This is a genomic window from Glutamicibacter mishrai (genome assembly GCF_012221945.1).
Taxonomy (GTDB): Bacteria; Actinomycetota; Actinomycetes; order Actinomycetales; family Micrococcaceae; genus Glutamicibacter; species Glutamicibacter mishrai.
Genome location: NZ_CP032549.1, coordinates 1,833,799 through 1,849,111, shown reverse-complemented (window position 1 = coordinate 1,849,111; position 15,313 = coordinate 1,833,799). Strand labels below are relative to the sequence as shown.

16 protein-coding genes are annotated in these 15,313 nt (G+C 59.3%); 9 read left to right on the top strand and 7 right to left on the bottom strand.

All coding sequences use genetic code 11. The features are described 5' to 3' along the window. Nucleotides 1-94 precede the first annotated feature (94 nt). Nucleotides 95-574 (top strand): inorganic diphosphatase, encoded by a 480-nt coding sequence (locus D3791_RS08720; protein WP_013347472.1) that lies wholly within the window; start codon nt 95-97, stop codon nt 572-574. A 166-nt stretch (nt 575-740) separates the two neighbouring features. On the opposite strand, the gene D3791_RS08715 is transcribed toward D3791_RS08720, so the two are convergent. Beyond that, nucleotides 741-1,949 carry a DNA recombination protein RmuC gene (locus tag D3791_RS08715; protein ID WP_061956674.1) on the bottom strand — a complete coding sequence of 403 codons (1,209 nt, stop codon included), beginning with the start codon at nt 1,947-1,949 and terminating at the stop codon, nt 741-743. 83 nt (nt 1,950-2,032) lie between these two features. Here D3791_RS08715 and D3791_RS08710 point away from each other — a divergent pair, with 83 nt between their 5' ends. Together D3791_RS08710 and D3791_RS08705 are read left to right on the top strand one after the other, a co-directional pair. Next, nucleotides 2,033-2,671 carry a pyroglutamyl-peptidase I gene (locus tag D3791_RS08710; RefSeq protein ID WP_022874412.1) on the top strand — a complete coding sequence of 213 codons (639 nt, stop codon included), beginning with the start codon at nt 2,033-2,035 and terminating at the stop codon, nt 2,669-2,671. A gap of 9 nt (nt 2,672-2,680) precedes the next feature. Then, entirely contained in the window at nt 2,681-2,893 is a 213-nt protein-coding gene (locus D3791_RS08705) for a hypothetical protein (protein ID WP_022874413.1), read from the top strand. A gap of 157 nt (nt 2,894-3,050) precedes the next feature. On the opposite strand, the gene yczR is transcribed toward D3791_RS08705, so the two are convergent. Further along, the gene (gene yczR / locus D3791_RS08700; RefSeq protein WP_172511926.1) at nt 3,051-4,451 is read right to left on the bottom strand and encodes a MocR-like transcription factor YczR; all 1,401 of its coding nucleotides are present in this window, start codon (nt 4,449-4,451) and stop codon (nt 3,051-3,053) included. A 61-nt stretch (nt 4,452-4,512) separates the two neighbouring features. Between yczR and yczE the strand changes: the two genes are divergently transcribed. The 3 genes from yczE (at nt 4,513) to D3791_RS08685 (ending at nt 6,609) form a co-directional block, all read left to right on the top strand. Further along, nucleotides 4,513-5,148 carry a membrane protein YczE gene (gene yczE / locus D3791_RS08695; RefSeq protein ID WP_246241962.1) on the top strand — a complete coding sequence of 212 codons (636 nt, stop codon included), beginning with the start codon at nt 4,513-4,515 and terminating at the stop codon, nt 5,146-5,148. A 58-nt stretch (nt 5,149-5,206) separates the two neighbouring features. Next, nucleotides 5,207-5,809, top strand: a complete 603-nt coding sequence (locus D3791_RS08690) for a hypothetical protein (RefSeq protein ID WP_172511925.1) — start codon at nt 5,207-5,209, stop codon at nt 5,807-5,809. Between the two features lie 296 nt (nt 5,810-6,105). After that, nucleotides 6,106-6,609 carry a hypothetical protein gene (locus tag D3791_RS08685; protein WP_172511924.1) on the top strand — a complete coding sequence of 168 codons (504 nt, stop codon included), beginning with the start codon at nt 6,106-6,108 and terminating at the stop codon, nt 6,607-6,609. A 729-nt stretch (nt 6,610-7,338) separates the two neighbouring features. Here the strand turns inward: D3791_RS08685 and D3791_RS08680 are convergent. Together D3791_RS08680 and serS are read right to left on the bottom strand one after the other, a co-directional pair. After that, a complete protein-coding gene (locus D3791_RS08680) occupies nt 7,339-8,169 on the bottom strand; it encodes an HAD family hydrolase (protein ID WP_022874417.1) in 831 nt (276 codons plus the stop codon). A gap of 124 nt (nt 8,170-8,293) precedes the next feature. Further along, nucleotides 8,294-9,571: a serine--tRNA ligase gene (gene serS / locus D3791_RS08675; RefSeq protein WP_172511923.1), complete on the bottom strand. Its 1,278-nt coding sequence runs from the start codon at nt 9,569-9,571 to the stop codon at nt 8,294-8,296. A 38-nt stretch (nt 9,572-9,609) separates the two neighbouring features. Here serS and D3791_RS08670 point away from each other — a divergent pair, with 38 nt between their 5' ends. After that, entirely contained in the window at nt 9,610-10,656 is a 1,047-nt protein-coding gene (locus D3791_RS08670; protein WP_172511922.1) for a diacylglycerol/lipid kinase family protein, read from the top strand. 72 nt (nt 10,657-10,728) lie between these two features. Here the strand turns inward: D3791_RS08670 and pheA are convergent, their stop codons facing one another. Both pheA and D3791_RS08660 read right to left on the bottom strand, forming a co-directional pair. Further along, nucleotides 10,729-11,652: a prephenate dehydratase gene (pheA, locus tag D3791_RS08665; protein ID WP_172511921.1), complete on the bottom strand. Its 924-nt coding sequence runs from the start codon at nt 11,650-11,652 to the stop codon at nt 10,729-10,731. Then, a complete protein-coding gene (locus tag D3791_RS08660; protein WP_022874421.1) occupies nt 11,649-11,975 on the bottom strand; it encodes a rhodanese-like domain-containing protein in 327 nt (108 codons plus the stop codon). Before D3791_RS08660 ends, pheA begins: the two co-directional genes overlap by 4 nt. Nucleotides 11,976-12,043: 68 nt before the next feature. On the opposite strand from D3791_RS08660, the gene D3791_RS08655 reads away from it, so the two are divergent. Then, entirely contained in the window at nt 12,044-13,390 is a 1,347-nt protein-coding gene (locus D3791_RS08655) for an amidase (protein WP_022874422.1), read from the top strand. A 52-nt stretch (nt 13,391-13,442) separates the two neighbouring features. Next, nucleotides 13,443-14,900 carry a peptide MFS transporter gene (locus D3791_RS08650; RefSeq protein WP_172511920.1) on the top strand — a complete coding sequence of 486 codons (1,458 nt, stop codon included), beginning with the start codon at nt 13,443-13,445 and terminating at the stop codon, nt 14,898-14,900. Nucleotides 14,901-14,988: 88 nt separating this feature from the next. Here the strand turns inward: D3791_RS08650 and D3791_RS08645 are convergent, their stop codons facing one another. Then, nucleotides 14,989-15,312: a DUF4190 domain-containing protein gene (locus D3791_RS08645; RefSeq protein WP_022874424.1), complete on the bottom strand. Its 324-nt coding sequence runs from the start codon at nt 15,310-15,312 to the stop codon at nt 14,989-14,991. Nucleotide 15,313: the final 1 nt, after the last annotated feature.

Here is a 15,313-nt window from a genome sequence, read left to right as displayed (position 1 = left end):
GTTACATTCCTCTCGAAGTTTTATCGAAGGGGGCCCGTGGGGCGATACCCTTATTAGCGGATAACCCTAAGACTAGTTTAGGAGCGTGCTTTTCATGAGCCACGACGTGACCATCGAGATCCCAACCGGATCGCGCGTCAAGTACGAGATCGACCACGAGACCCACCGCTTGCGCCTGGATCGCGTGCTGTTCACCTCGATGCAGTACCCAACCCACTACGGCTACTTCGACGATACTCTGGGCGAGGATGGCGATCCATTGGACGCCATGGTTTACATCCCAGGCGTTGATCTGATCCCAGGCGTTGTTGTCGAAGCCCGCCCAATTGGCGTATTCAACATGACCGACGATGGCGGTGGCGATGCCAAGCTGCTGTGCGTTCCTGCAGACAAGCGCTTTGACCACATCAAGGAACTTGAAGACATCGACGAATGGCTGATCAAGGAGATCGAGCACTTCTTCACCCGCTACAAGGACCTGGAGCCAGGCAAGTGGGTCAAGGCTGAGGGCTGGGAAGGCCGCGAGGCTGCCGAGGCCGAGCTGGCTCGCTCCATCGAGCGTTTCAAGGCCTAGTCTCCGAGACTTGAGCTGAAAATGGCGGTGACCCCTTGCGGGTCACCGCCATTTTCAACTTTCGTGGTCTTCTTGGAAGACCCGGACTTCCTGCGCGCCGTTTACGGGCTGGTGCCGGGATGGATGCTTTCCTGCGCATTTACCATGACCGGCGCAAGGCCTGCTTCTAGGCTTCGGGAAGCAATCCGCTCAGGACATCTTCTTGGGGCGTGACTTCCAAGGTCTGGACATCCTTGAGCCTGCGTTCCACGGCCCGCGTGCGTGTACCGGCATCACGAACTGTGTTCTGCGCGGTGGCCAGTTGCTTGCCCAGCTTGTCCCAGACGTCCCCGTATTTGCGGAATTCTTCCTTGGCCGCAGAGAGCACCTGCCACACTTCGCTGCTGCGCTTCTCGATGGCCAGCGTGCGGAAGCCCATCTGCAGCGAGTTGAGCAGGCTCATCAGGGTTGTTGGACCTGTAACGAGGACCCGATGCTCTGTTTGCAGTTTGCTGGCCAGGCCGGGGCTGCGCACGACTTCAGCGAAGAGCCCTTCGGTGGGCAGGTACATGATCGCGAAATCGGTGCTGTAGGGCGGGGCGATGTACTTGCTGGAGATCAGTTTGGCCTGCTCGATAATCGCTCGGTCCAAGGCCTTGGCCGCTGCGTCAATGGCAGCCTTTTCCCCGGATTCCTGGGCATCGAGCAGGCGCTCATAATCTTCTTGCGGGAGCTTGGAGTCGATAGGCAGATAGATGGTGCCGGCCTCGCGTCCGGGCAAGATCACCGCGAATTCCACTACTTCGCGACTTCCCGGAACGACTACAACATTCTGCTCGTATTGATCAGCGGTGAGGATGTCTTCCAACTGGCGCGAGAGCTGCACTTCGCCCCAGGAGCCGCGGCTTTTCACATTGGTGAGCACGCGCTTGAGCCCGCCGACATCCTGGGCTAGAGATTGCATCTCGCCCAACCCCTGCTGAACCATTTCCAGCCGCTTGCTCACCAACTCGAAGGATTCGCCCAAGCGCTTCTCCAGGGTTCCCTGCAACTTCTCATCCACGGTTTCGCGCATCTTTTCCAGCTTGGCTTCATTGCCAGTGCGCAGCTTCTCCATTTCCTGTTGCAGCAGGTGCTGGATCTGGATGTGCCGGTTGGCATTGGATTCGCTCATGGCGCTGAGCTTCGCATCAATCTCGGAGCGCACTTCTCCCATGCCCTGGCGCAGTTCATTGCGCTGGGTTCCCAGCTCCTGCCGAAGCTCTGAATTAGCGGACCGCACCGAGTCCCGGATCTGGCCATCATCATTGCCCTGGGTGCGTCGAATCAGCAGCAGGGCAATACATGCCGTTGCGAGAATATTGAGGATGACGAGGATTAAAACCGCGATAACCATGAGCACCTATCCAGTGGCTTTCAATTGGACCTATACCCAAGCTCTATCAACACGCACCGACAGTTTAGGGACATAATGGGCTCATGCATCTTTTGGTGACCGGCTTCGAGCCTTTCGGCAACGACCAGTTCAACGCGAGCGGCGAGGCCGTGCGGCTGGTTCCCGACAAAGCCGATGGCCATCGAATCACCAAGGCGATCTTGCCGGTATCCTTCCAGCGCTCTGGCGAGGTTCTGGCAGCTTTGCTGCAGGATCACCAGCCCGATGCTTTGATCTGCGTCGGCGAGGCTGGCGGGCGAGATGAAATCAGCCTGGAAGTCCAAGGCGCCAACGTGGACGATGCCCGCATCCCGGATAATGATGGCGCCCAGCCGGTGAAACAGAGCATCGTTCGTGGCGGCGAAGACTACCGCCCCGCGACCTTGGATCCAGAAATTATCCTGAAGGCATTGCATCAGGCAGGCCACGGCGCTTACCTATCCGAAGACGCGGGCAGATTTGTTTGCAACCGCATCGCATACCTCGCCTATGGGCAGAAAGTACCGGCGCTGTTCATCCATGTTCCCGCGCTTCGACCTGAAGGGCAGAAGGCCACGGTGGGTGCCGAGACGGACAACCGTGAAGCTGCGCTTAAGGCGCAGCCTCGGACTAGCTGCACTCTCCCCGAGCTTGCCGAAGCACTGACCGTGGTCCTAGCGTCCCTTGCCGACCAAATGAAATAGACTACTGACATGGACAACGCTCTTGCTCTAGACCCCTTTGAAGTATCCGTAATGCTTCTTTGGGCCACCGGGGTCATCTACGTGTGCTGGCGCTACGTCCAGTGCCGTTCGACGTACATGCTGATCGTACTGGTGGGGTCTTTATGCATTCCAGGGCTTGGCATTTGCTACGCTGCCGGCCAGGCAATTCGGAAATTCACCAACCGCGAAAGCCAGGTCTAAAGAATGAATAAACCTGAAACTCGCTGGCTCGTACTATTTTCAGTCATCATCGCTGTTTTATTTGTTGGCACCTTCGCCCTCATTACCTCCGGAGCTTTGGCCGCCTGGTTGGATTAGTCCACGGATTGCCCCATCGCGCCCAAGGATCAGTTCAATCTCACGCAGCCACCTTGTGCCACGCCTCGGCAATTGCCGGAAGCGCCTGTTCCAGATCGGCTCGGTCCTGGGCAAATGGCAAACGCAGATAATGCTCCAAGCCGTGGCCTTCCACGGCGAAGGTGGATCCCGGCGCCAGCAACACTGATTTGAGCTGTCGAGCAAGCGCGCTGGAACGAGGCTGCGGCAGTTGGCACCATAGGCTCAGGCCACCTGCAGGCCTATTGGGCTTCCATTCCGGCAGCAACCGCTGCAGTTCAGCGATCATCCAGTCCCGGTTATCCCGCAAGCCCTCCCGGGCACTCTGTGCGAGGCTGGTGCCTGCATTCAGCAGGTTGGCCAGCACCAATTGCTCCAGCACGGGCGCGCCGAGATCCATGCTCATGCGCGAGCGGGCGATGGCACCCGAGAGATGCCGTGGCGTTCGAATCCAGCCAAGGCGCAATCCACCCCAGTGCGATTTGCTGGCGCTGCCCACGGTGACCAGGTTCTTGGAAAAGGCCGCCATCGGCAAAACGTCCGGCTCAGTATCAAGCCACAGCTCGGCGCAGGTTTCATCGATGATGCCGACGGTTCCCGCCCGGTCCAGTTCTGCCGCCCAGCGTTCTCGCCTTGCGTCATCCAGCAAGGTTCCCACGGGGTTGTGGAAGTCGGGCAGGCACAGCATCACTGTCGGGGACACCGTGTGAAGGGCCGAGGCGATCTGCTCCATGTCGGACCCGTCCGGACCGATGGGCACCGCTGCGGTGCGAGCACCATGTGCCTTGAGCGCAAGCAAGGAGTTGGGGTAGGTCGGGGATTCTGCCAGCACGCTCTGTCCGCGACCCATGACCGCGCGGCCTGCGGCTGCCACCGAGGACAGCGCACCTGAGGTAACAATGATCTGATCCGGACCGGTAGGTAAACCTTTGCGGGTGTAGTAATCGGCGAGGGCCAACCTTAGCGGCTCTAGGCCTAATGGGTAGTAGCCCATCGTGGCCGCATATCGCGGAAGCTGTTCCAACGCTGCTTGGAATTCCCCGAGCATTCCGGTCGGGGCATTGGGCGCCGCGCAGGTCAGATCTAGCGCGGTGCTTCCAGGCATTGGCCCGAAACCGCCCAGCGGCAGCGGCTCTGCTCCGCCGGCAACCGGCCCTCCGGGAATCTGGGCGACTGTTCCCGAGCCTTGGCGGGAGCTGGCGTAGCCGCTATCGCGAAGTTCTGCGTAGGCACGTGAAATGGTGGTGCGGCTCAGCCCCAGTCGAGCCACGACTTCGCGTTCGCTGGGCAGTACCGAGCCGTGCAGGATGCGGCCATTGGCTATGAGCGAGCGCAGCGTTTCAAAAAGCCATCGGTAGGCAGGTTGGGAAGTGTCGGCTGCCCCGAGCATTCCGGCGAGCGCAGCACCTGTGACGCGGCCCATAAGTCCACCTCTTCAAAATTGGCTATTTTTTACATGGCCAATTTACCGGATTATTTTATTCATGACCATCACTAATCTGACTCCGCGCCAACAGCTCGCCAGCGGGCGGTTGCCCTTGCGATTCTTCAACCTCTTTGCCGGCCTGTCCCTCTACGCATTAGCGATGGCCATGATCATTCGAGCGCAGCTGGGCGTGGATCCGTGGGATGTGCTGCACCTTGGCATCGCCAATCATGTGCCCTTGTCGCTGGGCACCATCATCATCCTGGTAGGCGCACTGGTCCTGCTCGCCTGGATCCCCTTGCGCCAATGGCCCGGCCTGGGCACCATCGCCAACACGCTGTACCTCGGTGTTGCACTCGATTTCTTCCTGCGATTCTTACCTGTTATCAACGGTCTTGGCTGGCAGATCCTCACCCTCGTGGTCGCAATCCTCATCAACGGCTTGGGAGGCGCCCTCTACATAGGAAGCCACTTCGGTCCCGGCCCGCGCGATGGGCTGATGACCGGACTGCACCTGCGCACCGGGCTGTCGCTGCGGCTGATCCGCACCGCGCTGGAACTCTCGGTGCTGGGCATCGGCTGGCTGCTCGGCGGCCCGGTGGGCCTGGGCACGGTGGCTTACGCGGTACTCATCGGACCAGCCACGCAGCTCTTCGTTTCGCGCACTAGCGTGCGCTTGCCACAACAGCACTAAGGTCAACGTGTCGCGCTGAACTCGCGACAAACCCGCCTGTACAGGCAATACTGGAAATATGTTTGTCGTTGCGCTCAGCCCCCGGCCCCGCTCGGTCACCGATGTTGCCGACGCCAGCGAGCAATTGTGGCATCAGCTCTCCCGGGTGGACACGCATGCACCGTTCACCGCTCTGAGCGGCCAATTATTGCTGGGCGTACCCAAGGATCCCGACGCAGCAGTAGATGCACTCATGCGGGTGACGAGGTTGAACTTCTGCAATATCGGACTCGGTATCGGGAGCCTCTATGAACCGGTACCGACCGATGCAGACTTGGTGGAAGGCAAGGCCGCACGCCGGGCCTTGGGTGCGCTGGAAGCGGCCAGTCACCGCGGCGAACGGGTACCAATTTGCGTCTCCTCGGGCACCGATGAGATGGATGCCGAATTGGAGGGTCTGCTGCGCATGTTGGGCCAGTGGATTCGCACCCGTACCGAGGCCGAATGGTCAGTGGTAGACCTGCTCACTCCAGGAGTACGTGGCCAGCAAAAAGCCGTGGCCGAAATTCTTGGTATTACCCCGCAGGCGGTGTCTGCTGCCATCGTGCGTTCTGGGTATAACGATGAGCTCGGCGCACGAGCAGCCATTGCCCGACTGCTGGAATTCACTGACCAATTGTAGAGCCCAGCTCCTGCTTCGAATCGCCGATTTCCGCCCTGCACCCTTTCATACAACGCAGATAATTCGACGTTCTATTGCATGGGATTTAGGTTCTCCCTTGGCCTGCGCGGGGTCGATCAGCGCCGAAAACCAAATCGTCACCTTGCCACGCCTAAAGATGAGATCGACTGCTCCCGGGAACGCGCTGCCTCGTACAAACGAGCCAAAGTCACCTGCTCTCCTACAAAAGTACGATTTACATCCACAGCTGTAGCCGCTACCATCGAAATGTAGCTTAAATCCATTAGATATGAATCGTGACATCCCTTTATTCAAAAAAAATTAACTCGACATCGCTTGCCATACTCACCACTGTCGCCCTCACGTTGGCGGTGAATGCTCCTGCCAATGCGACAACATTCGTTAGTGCGCCGCAGCAAACAATCGAGAGTTCAGATACCCATTCTGAAACTAACAAGTTGGCAAAGAAAATGGAGAGCTTGAAGAGTGGTGAGTCCTTTACTTATTCCTCACCTAACGGCCAAGATTTCAAAGTCAGTAAGAATCACGGCCAACTGAGTTTTGTAGCCACCGGCGATTCATCAATTGCTACGCCAGCTGCTAGCTGGTGCGCCACATCCTTAGCAGCCGTTGTCTTCGGCATTGGAGCCACTGCCCTGGGTGCAGCAGCCGTTGCAACCGGCGGAGGAACTGTCGTTATCGGGGGTGTCGCTCTCAGCGGCGCACAACTTGGTGGACTCGCTGCGGTTGCTGGGTCTTTCTCAGCACTGGAAGCCTATATTGACTCAAAGATTTGTTAGTTAGGGACACTATGAACAAACCTTATATAAGGTTCACTTCCATCGGCCTTTTAGTCGGTTCTATTGTTGTCATCACACCGTGGCTTATTGCAGCAAGCCCGACGACGCTTGTATGCCAAGTTTTTGGACTACTAACCTTACCGGCCTTTGGATTCCTCTTTGGATACGCAGCTCATATTTCTTCGCCGGTAGAGCAGGAAACAAAAACCAATAAACGCGATCTAGCGAAAGCGATCTAGCGAAAGCGATCTAGCCTTATGACGCCCTTCGTCTTATACGGAATCATCTGCATGGTTGCAGGATCAGCCATACTACTAACTTCGAGCCTCATTGGCCCGTCTCACTCTGGAACAACCAAAAGTAGTCACGAAGTCGCCACACTGCCCAAATGGATCGGGATTCCGGCCGTGCTACTGCTCGCCATCGGAACCGGATTCTTCATCGCAAATATGATCAGATAAAAAAATTTGGCTTCAAGCGATGCCGATGGGCTCAACAGCCAATGTCACTGCTTGAAGCAACCTGTCCGTGGCTCGCAGTAGAGTCCGGCGTTGCGACTACATGCGTGCTCTCAACGCCTGAGTCAAAATGCGTCTGAACATTGTTCTCATTGGTTGGGTGCTGACTCATGTGGGTTCCATGAAGTGGCACGCACACATACTTTGACTTGCCGTCGGCATTCAGTGACTGACCTACATGACGAGCCAACGGTGGTTTTCACCTAGTCGCCTAGTCCTGGAGTAACTCCTCGAGAACAATCGCCAGACCGTCTTCATCGACGCCTTCGGTCACAGCGTCCGCGGCGTCCTTAACTTCATCCGGTGCTTGGCCCATGGCTACGCCATGACCGGCCCACTGAAGCATTTCGATGTCATTGCGTCCATCGCCTACGGCCAGTGAATCGGCCAAATCAAATTTGAGGATCGCGCGTAGACGCTCCAGACCACTAGCTTTGGTGGTGCCGTCGGCGGCGATGTCCAGCCACGCGGTCCACCCTACCGAGTAGGTCACTCCGGATAGGCCCAGGCCTTGCACCGCATGACCGAATTCCTCGGCAGTATTGTCGGTGGAGAACACCACAACACGCACGGCCTTATTGCTGAGTAATTCTTCGAAATCCACAACCCTGGTTTCGGCGCCAAAGCTGGCATCGCCAAAGGCTTGGTTAGATAGAAATTCGCCGCGCTCGTTTTCCAGCGCGTACTTGGCCTTGGGCAGCTGCTTCCACAAGGCTTTGAGCGCTACCGAAGGATCAAAAACTTCACGGTGAATCACTTCGATGTCATTCGCGCTCACCTTGGCCAGCACACCACCATTACTGACGACCACGTAACCATGGTCAATTCCCAGCTCTTGCATGATGGGCAGGGCGGCTCCCAGCGACCGTCCGGTGGAGATAATCACTTCGTGACCTTGTTCCACCACAGCGCGGGCTGCTTCGCGCACCCGCTGGCTCATTTGCCCTTGATGGTTGACGATAGTCCCGTCCACATCAAGGCAAATCATCTTTTTCTGCTTATCTAGTCGGTCATCGTTGCCGATCTTTGTCATAACTGTCATGGCTCAAGTTAACCACCACCACCACATTTTGGCGATGACCCACGGCACAGGAGCAACTGAACAGCTGGTTAACGACAGTTGCCGGCCACCCGCAATGGATGACCGGCAACTATGTGAACCTGTTTTACTTGAGGACTTCGAGTCCGCCAAGGTATGGCTGCAACGCCTTAGGTACGTTAACCGAACCGTCTGGGTTCTGGTGGTTTTCCAGAATCGCGACAATCCAGCGGGTGGTAGCCAAGGTGCCATTCAGGGTAGCGACCGCACGGGTCTTACCTGGCTTGCCGTCAACGATTTCGCGTTCGCGAATGTTCAAGCGGCGAGCCTGGAAGGTGGTGCAGTTAGAAGTTGAAGTCAACTCACGGAAAGCATCCTGAGTTGGCACCCATGCTTCGCAGTCGAACTTGCGGGCGGCGCTCATGCCGAGGTCACCAGCGGCGGTATCGATCACGCGGTATGGAAGTTCCATGCGGCCAAGCATTTCTTCTTCCATGGCCAGCAGGTTCTGGTGCTCAACTTCAGCGTTCTCGACGCTGGTGTAGATGAACATTTCCAGCTTGTTGAACTGGTGTACGCGGATGATGCCACGGGTGTCCTTGCCGGCTGAACCTGCTTCACGGCGGTAGCACGAGGACCAACCGGCATAGCGGATCGGGCCATCGGACAGATCCATGATCTCGTCCGAGTGGTAACCGGCCAGGGCCACCTCGGAGGTGCCCACCAGGTACATGTTGTCACGCTCGAGCTTGTAGATCTCGTCGTCGTGGGCCACATCGAAGCCGGTGCCCTGCATGGTCTCTGGGCGGACCAGGGTCGGGGTGATCATCGGGATGAAGCCACGCTCCATGGCCACGTCCAAAGCCATGTTCATCATCGCGATTTCCAGGCGGGCGCCGATGCCCTTGAGGAAGTAGAAGCGCGAGCCAGAAACCTTGGCACCACGTTCCATGTCGATGGCGCCAAGCTTCTCGCCGATCTGCAAGTGGTCCAGCGGTTCAAAGCCTTCAGCCTTGAAGTCACGGATGGTGCCCACGTGCTTGACAACGGTGAAGTCGTCCTCGCCACCGGCAGGGATGCCGTCGATGATCAGGTTGGGAATCAGGCGCTGCAGTTCGGTGCACTTGGCAGAAGCCTCATCAGACTGAGCCTGGGCAGACTTGACCGAAGCGGCCAGCTCTTTGACCTCGGCCAGCAGCGCGGAGCGCTCCTCGCCCTTGGCCTGGCCGACCTTCTTGGAGAACGCATTCTGCTCGGCACGCAGGCGTTCGTAGGTGGCAATGGTTTCACGACGTGCCGTGTCAGCTTCGAGAAGCTGGTCAATTAACGACTCGTCGGCACCGCGCGCGCGTTGCGAGGCACGGTACAAATCCGGATTTTCGGTGAGCATTTTCAGGTCGATCACACATTAAGCGTAGCAATCATGAGTACGATGAAAGCACTATGCAGACAAATCGTGTGATCGTTTTCTCTGTCGTGGCCGCCGCAGCTGCCGCCGCGGCAACCAGTTGGTACTCGGTGCGCAAGCTGTCGCGCTACCGAAAGCCCTCGGCACAAGAGCCTGTTGCCGCCGAACATGTCACCGCGAACAAGGTGGCATTGGTCATCAATCCCTCCAAGTCAGGCGCTGAAGAGGCGCAGAAAGCCGTGGAGCGGGTTTGCGCCGAAGCGGGCATTGAAGCGCCGCTGGTACTGCACACCACCAAGGACAATGCCGGCCAGGATGCTGCCCGCGAAGCCTTGGATGCGCAATGCGACACAATTATTGCCGCCGGTGGCGATGGAACGATTCGCGCCGTCGCAGAAGTACTTGAAGACACCGATGCGTCGCTGGGAGTCCTCCCGCTGGGCACCGGCAACCTGCTGGCCCGCAATGTCGATATCCCTATCGATGACCTGCACACTGCAGCCCTCGTTGCAGTGCGCGGCATGGTGCGGCGCATCGACGTGGGGCATATGAAGCTCAAGCTGCTCGATGGCGGAGAAGCGGACCACGCATTCCTGGTCATCGCCGGCGTCGGCACCGATGCCGATCTCTTTGACGACACCAATGAGGAACTGAAGTCCAAGGTGGGCTGGCTCGCCTACTCGGAGGCCGGCCTGCGCCAGCTGCCCGGGAAGCGCAAGAAGGTCAACTTCAAGCTGGAGGGGGATGAGAACTGGCAGACCCGCAAGGTCCGCTCGGTGCTTTTCGCCAACTGCGGCAAGCTGCAGGGCTTGGACTTCGTCCCGGACGCCAAGATCGATGACGGCGTGCTGGACGCAGTGATCCTGTCGCCGCGCTCGGCAGCTGGCTGGATGTGGATTCTGCTCAAGACCGCGTTCCGGACCAAGAACAAGATTCCGGTGATGAGCTTCTACCAGACCCCAGGTGTTGCCCTGCGTTGCACCGAGCCGATGAATACCCAGATTGATGGGGACCCAACCGGACAGGTCAACGAACTGGAAGTCAGCGTTTCACCAAGCGCGCTGCGCCTGCGCACCCCATAACCAAGAGCCTGCTCCAGGCAGGCGAAAGGCGCTGACGCTCCGCGAGGAACATCAGCGCCTTTCGTGTACCAGCTAGAGTCGATCTCGCAGCGACTGCACCCAGGTGCGGGCGTCGCTGAACGCGGCATCGGAATTATGCGTATCCACGAATGGCTCCACGCCCTGGGCCGCCGGGTAGGAACCGAGGAAGCGCAGCTCCGGGGACAAACGGTGCAAACCTGAGAGCGCCGCGGCGACACGTTCATCGGCGACGTGGCCTTCGAAATCCACGGAGAAGAAGTACTGGCCCAGGCCCTCCCCGGTGGGACGCGATTCAATGCGCGAAAGGTTCACGCCTCGCGCGGTGAATTGCTCAAGGAGTTCCATCAGGGCACCGGGACGGTCTTCGGGCAGGGGCAGGATCAGCGTGGACTTGTCCACTCCGCTGGGTGCCGGGATCCTTCCCGGACGGGTGACCAGGATGAAGCGGGTGACCGCGCCGATGTTGTCTTCCACCCCGCGCACCAAGACATTCAGTCCGCGTTCTTCAGCCACCAATGGGTTGCAGATCGCCGCATCGTGCTGCGGGTCGTCCTCGATGAGGGCCACCGCGGCGGCCGCGGTGGATGAGGCAGGGGTGAAGACCGCGCCGGGGATATTCGCTTCGGCCCACAACCGGCATTGCGCCCACGCGTGCCCGTGGGTGGAGATGAGCTTGATCTGATCCAGCGAGTCGATGCCTGGGCGTGTCGCCAGCACGAAGGTGATGGGGACGAGGATCTCTGCGACAATCTGCAAGGCCTGGCCCTGGGCAATGGCATCCAGGGTGGCCGAGACGCCGCCCTCCACCGAATTCTCAATGGGCACCATCGCAGCGTCAACGCTGCCATCACGCACCATGGCCAGGGCCACGTTCACGTTCGCTGCAGGGATGCGCTGCGCGTCGGGTGCCCCGGGAACCTGCAACAGCGCCGACTCGGTGAAGGTGCCGGCAGGTCCCAGATAGGCATATTTCATCGGACGGTTGGCTCCTGGCCATTCTCCGATTCCATCGGCAATCCGGCCTCGATCCACGAGTCGGATCCACCGGCAATGTTGAATGCGGTGTACCCCATGCCGGTCAGCCACGATGCGGCCTGCGCGGAACGTCCGCCGGTACGGCAGATCACGTAGGTATCGACATCTGGATCCAGCTCGCCAACACGCTCTGGCAGGGTGCCGAGCACGATGTGGGTGGCGCCGGTTGCGTGGCCCGCTTCCCATTCGAAGTCCTCGCGCACGTCAAGGATGAAGGCATCCTTCGGGACGTCGTTGACCGAGACAGTCTCAAAATCGCTCACAGCTAGCATTCCTCACTTATAGGGTGTTTGCTTAATAAGACTAGTCATTTCCTGCGTCGAAAGCTGACATGTTTCCCTCCAGCGCCTTGAAATTGCGAGACGAGCTGGCCCGTGGCGAGATTTCCAGCCGCGAGCTCACCGAGCACTACCTGAACCGCATTGAACAGCACCAGGATCTCGGCGCCTTTGTGCATGTAGCCGAGGACGCCATGTCCGCGGCCCAGGCGGCGGATGAGGCGCAGGTGCGCGGCGAGCTCGGGCGTTTGCACGGCTTGCCGACCGCGTTCAAGGACCTCAATGACGTTGCCGGGATGCCGACCACCTATGGTTCGGCCGCCGTGGATCATCCGGTAGCCACCCGGGACCACTCGCTGGTCCAGCGTTTGCGCGATGAGGGAGTGGTCATTCTCGGCAAGACGCAGGTGCCCGAATTCGGGCTGAGCAGCCATTCGGAGAATCTGGTGGCCCCGCCCTCGCGCAACCCCTTTGATCCGCAGCGCTCTTCCGGCGGTTCTTCGGGCGGCCAAGCCGCCGCGGTAGCTGCCGGGATGATTCCGGTGGGTCCTGGGTCCGATGGCGGCGGCTCGGTGCGCATTCCAGCTGCGGCCTGCGGGCTGATCGGGCTCAAGCCATCCTTGGGCCGGGTGCCCTCGGATGTGCAGGACGGTTATGTCGACACGCTGGGCGCGCCCAAGCTCGCGGTCTCCGGCCCGCTGGCCCATGACGCCCTGGATGCGGCAATGCTGCTGGATGCGATGCGCGGCAAGGACCATTATCTTCCGCTGCTGCAGGGCAGCTACCCGGACCGCCTGAACGGGCTGAACATCGGATTCAGCGCCCATTCGCCCTTTGAATCGGTGTACGACATCTTGCTGGCCCCCGAAGCCCAAGCGGCATTCAAGCGCGGTCTTGAACTGTTGGGCGAACGCCACCGGGTGCAGCCGGCAGATCTGGAATATGCCGCGGACTATCCGGAAACCTTCGCCACGGTGTGGACCAACGGACTGAAGGACGTACCGATCAATGACGAGTCGCTGCTGGGCGAGTTGGCGCGGGACTACCGCCGCCGGGCCGCCGGACGATCGCTGGAGCAGAACCTGCAGGCGGGGTCGCGGCTGAAGCAGATCGCCGCCGATTTTGTGCGCCAGTGGTCGGCCTATGATGTGATTGCCACCCCGGCCATGGCGAGCATTCCACCGCTGATCGGGCACTATACACAATCCACGGCCGATCGCGATTATATGTTGCAATGCGAGTACACCCCGTACACCTCCATGGTGAACGTCGCCTCAGTCGCTGCCATCACCATTCCCGTCACGACCACCAACGTTGGGTTACCGATGAGTATTCAGCTGATTTCCCCGCGTTCTGACGAAGGACTCCTGCTGGCGCTGGCCGCCCAGATGCAGGTGTGAGCTTTCCCATATAAGTAGGTACTCGCGTAGGCAAAAGCGAAAAATATTACGTATGTCTACTGCAACATCGAGCACTTCTAACACCGGAAGGTCCTTCTTTGGTCACCCCGGTGCGCTCGCAAGCCTCTTCAGCGTAGAAATGTGGGAGCGATTCTCCTTCTACGGCATGCAGGGCTTGCTGGCTTACTACATGTACTACTCGGCCACCGAAGGCGGCCTGGGAATGGACCAGGGCCTTGCCCTGTCCTTGGTCGGCGCCTACGGTGGCGCCGTATACCTCTCCACCATTCTGGGCGCGTGGCTCTCGGACCGCCTCTTCGGTTCCGAACGCGTGCTGTTCTTCTCGGCTATCGCCATCATGCTCGGCCACATCGGCCTGGCACTGCTGCCTGGCTTCGTCGGCCTGATCGTCGGCCTGATCCTGGTCGCTGTCGGTTCCGGCGGCCTGAAGGCCAACGCCGTGGCCCTGGTCGGTTCGCTCTACGCCAAGGATGATCCCCGCATTGATGCGGGCTTCTCCCTGTTCTACATGGGCGTGAACATCGGCGGCCTGATCGGCCCGCTGCTCACCGGTTGGCTGCAGGTAGCCTACGGCTTCCACATTGGTTTCGGCGCCGCCGCCATCGGCATGGCCATCGGCCTGGGCATCTACGCTGCCGGGCGCAAGAAGCTGCCTGCTGGCGGCAACATCCCGAACAACCCGTTGCCTGCCTCTGAGCGCAAGCGCTACGTGGTGATCTTTGCGGCTGTCCTGGTGATCATCATCGCCGCCTTCGCAACCAAGATCGTCACCCCGGCGAACCTGGCAAGCACCCTTGCCTACGTCGTGATCATCGCTTCGGCCATCTATTTCGCGCTGATCTTGCGCAGCAAGAAGGTCAATGCGACCGAGCGGAAACAGGTGTGGGCGTTCATTCCGTTCTACATCGGCTCGGCTGCGTTCTGGGCGCTGTTCCAGCAGCAGTTCACGTTCATCGCCGCATACTCGGATCAGCGTTTGGACCGCCACCTGGGTAGCTGGGAGATGCCGCCAAGCTGGGTCACCTCCATCAACCCGGTCTTCATCATCATCTTCGCCGGCGTCTTCGCAGCCATGTGGAGCAAGCTGGGCAAGCGCCAGCCGCACACCGCCATCAAGTTCGGCTTGGCACTGGTGATCGTGGGTGCTGCGTTCCTGTGCTTCATCCCGCTGGAATCCTTCACCATGACCCCACTGCTGGCACTGGTGGGCATCTTGCTGCTGTGCACCTTCGCTGAGCTACTCCTTTCACCTGTGGGCCAGGCAATTGCCACCAAGCTGGCTCCGGCCGCCTTCGGCACCCAGATGATCGCGCTGTTCTTCCTGTCGGTCTCCCTGGGCACCACCCTCTCGGGCGTGCTGGCTGGCTACTACACGCCAGGCAACGAGATCCCTTACTTCATCGCCATGGGCGGCACCGCCGTCGTTTTGGGTGTAGCCATGATGGCTGCGACCCCAGGGCTGAAGAAGCTGATGGGCTCGATTCACTAGATTCAAGCGCACACAAAAAATTGCTGGTCCCGATTTTTTCGGGGCCAGCAATTCTTGTTTTTGGACCGTTTCTTGCGCAGATTTGAGCTTATGAGTAGGTCATATTCTCGTAATAGGAATAATTTCCATATTCGGAACCCACCCACCAAATCAGCCAGATGGCCACCGCATAGACGACTATGGCTAGGACTAATCCGATCCACGACGTGATCAGGCCGGCGATAGCCAGGCTCCTGGATTGCGGTTCGCGGCGCAAGCCGAGGTGTCCAGTGATGACTCCAGCCAATGGAACGAGGATAATTGCAAAAAAGCCCAACATCGACAAGATGCCCAGCACGAGGGAAGCCACAGATAGCCCGGTGGACTCTCTCGGCGGCTGGTAGGGGTTTTGCGGATACTGGTAGTAGCTCATC

Excerpts from the sequence above, each read along its gene's own strand:
- D3791_RS08720 (WP_013347472.1), top strand. The coding sequence starts at position 95 with ATGAGCCACGACGTGACCATCGAGATCCCAACCGGATCGCGCGTCAAG.
- D3791_RS08715 (WP_061956674.1), bottom strand. The coding sequence starts at position 1,949 with ATGGTTATCGCGGTTTTAATCCTCGTCATCCTCAATATTCTCGCAACG.
- D3791_RS08710 (WP_022874412.1), top strand. The coding sequence starts at position 2,033 with ATGCATCTTTTGGTGACCGGCTTCGAGCCTTTCGGCAACGACCAGTTC.
- D3791_RS08705 (WP_022874413.1), top strand. The coding sequence starts at position 2,681 with ATGGACAACGCTCTTGCTCTAGACCCCTTTGAAGTATCCGTAATGCTT.
- yczR (WP_172511926.1), bottom strand. The coding sequence starts at position 4,451 with ATGGGCCGCGTCACAGGTGCTGCGCTCGCCGGAATGCTCGGGGCAGCC.
- yczE (WP_246241962.1), top strand. The coding sequence starts at position 4,513 with ATGACCATCACTAATCTGACTCCGCGCCAACAGCTCGCCAGCGGGCGG.
- D3791_RS08690 (WP_172511925.1), top strand. The coding sequence starts at position 5,207 with ATGTTTGTCGTTGCGCTCAGCCCCCGGCCCCGCTCGGTCACCGATGTT.
- D3791_RS08680 (WP_022874417.1), bottom strand. The coding sequence starts at position 8,169 with ATGACAGTTATGACAAAGATCGGCAACGATGACCGACTAGATAAGCAG.
- D3791_RS08670 (WP_172511922.1), top strand. The coding sequence starts at position 9,610 with ATGCAGACAAATCGTGTGATCGTTTTCTCTGTCGTGGCCGCCGCAGCT.
- pheA (WP_172511921.1), bottom strand. The coding sequence starts at position 11,652 with ATGAAATATGCCTATCTGGGACCTGCCGGCACCTTCACCGAGTCGGCG.
- D3791_RS08655 (WP_022874422.1), top strand. The coding sequence starts at position 12,044 with ATGTTTCCCTCCAGCGCCTTGAAATTGCGAGACGAGCTGGCCCGTGGC.
- D3791_RS08650 (WP_172511920.1), top strand. The coding sequence starts at position 13,443 with ATGTCTACTGCAACATCGAGCACTTCTAACACCGGAAGGTCCTTCTTT.
- D3791_RS08645 (WP_022874424.1), bottom strand. The coding sequence starts at position 15,312 with ATGAGCTACTACCAGTATCCGCAAAACCCCTACCAGCCGCCGAGAGAG.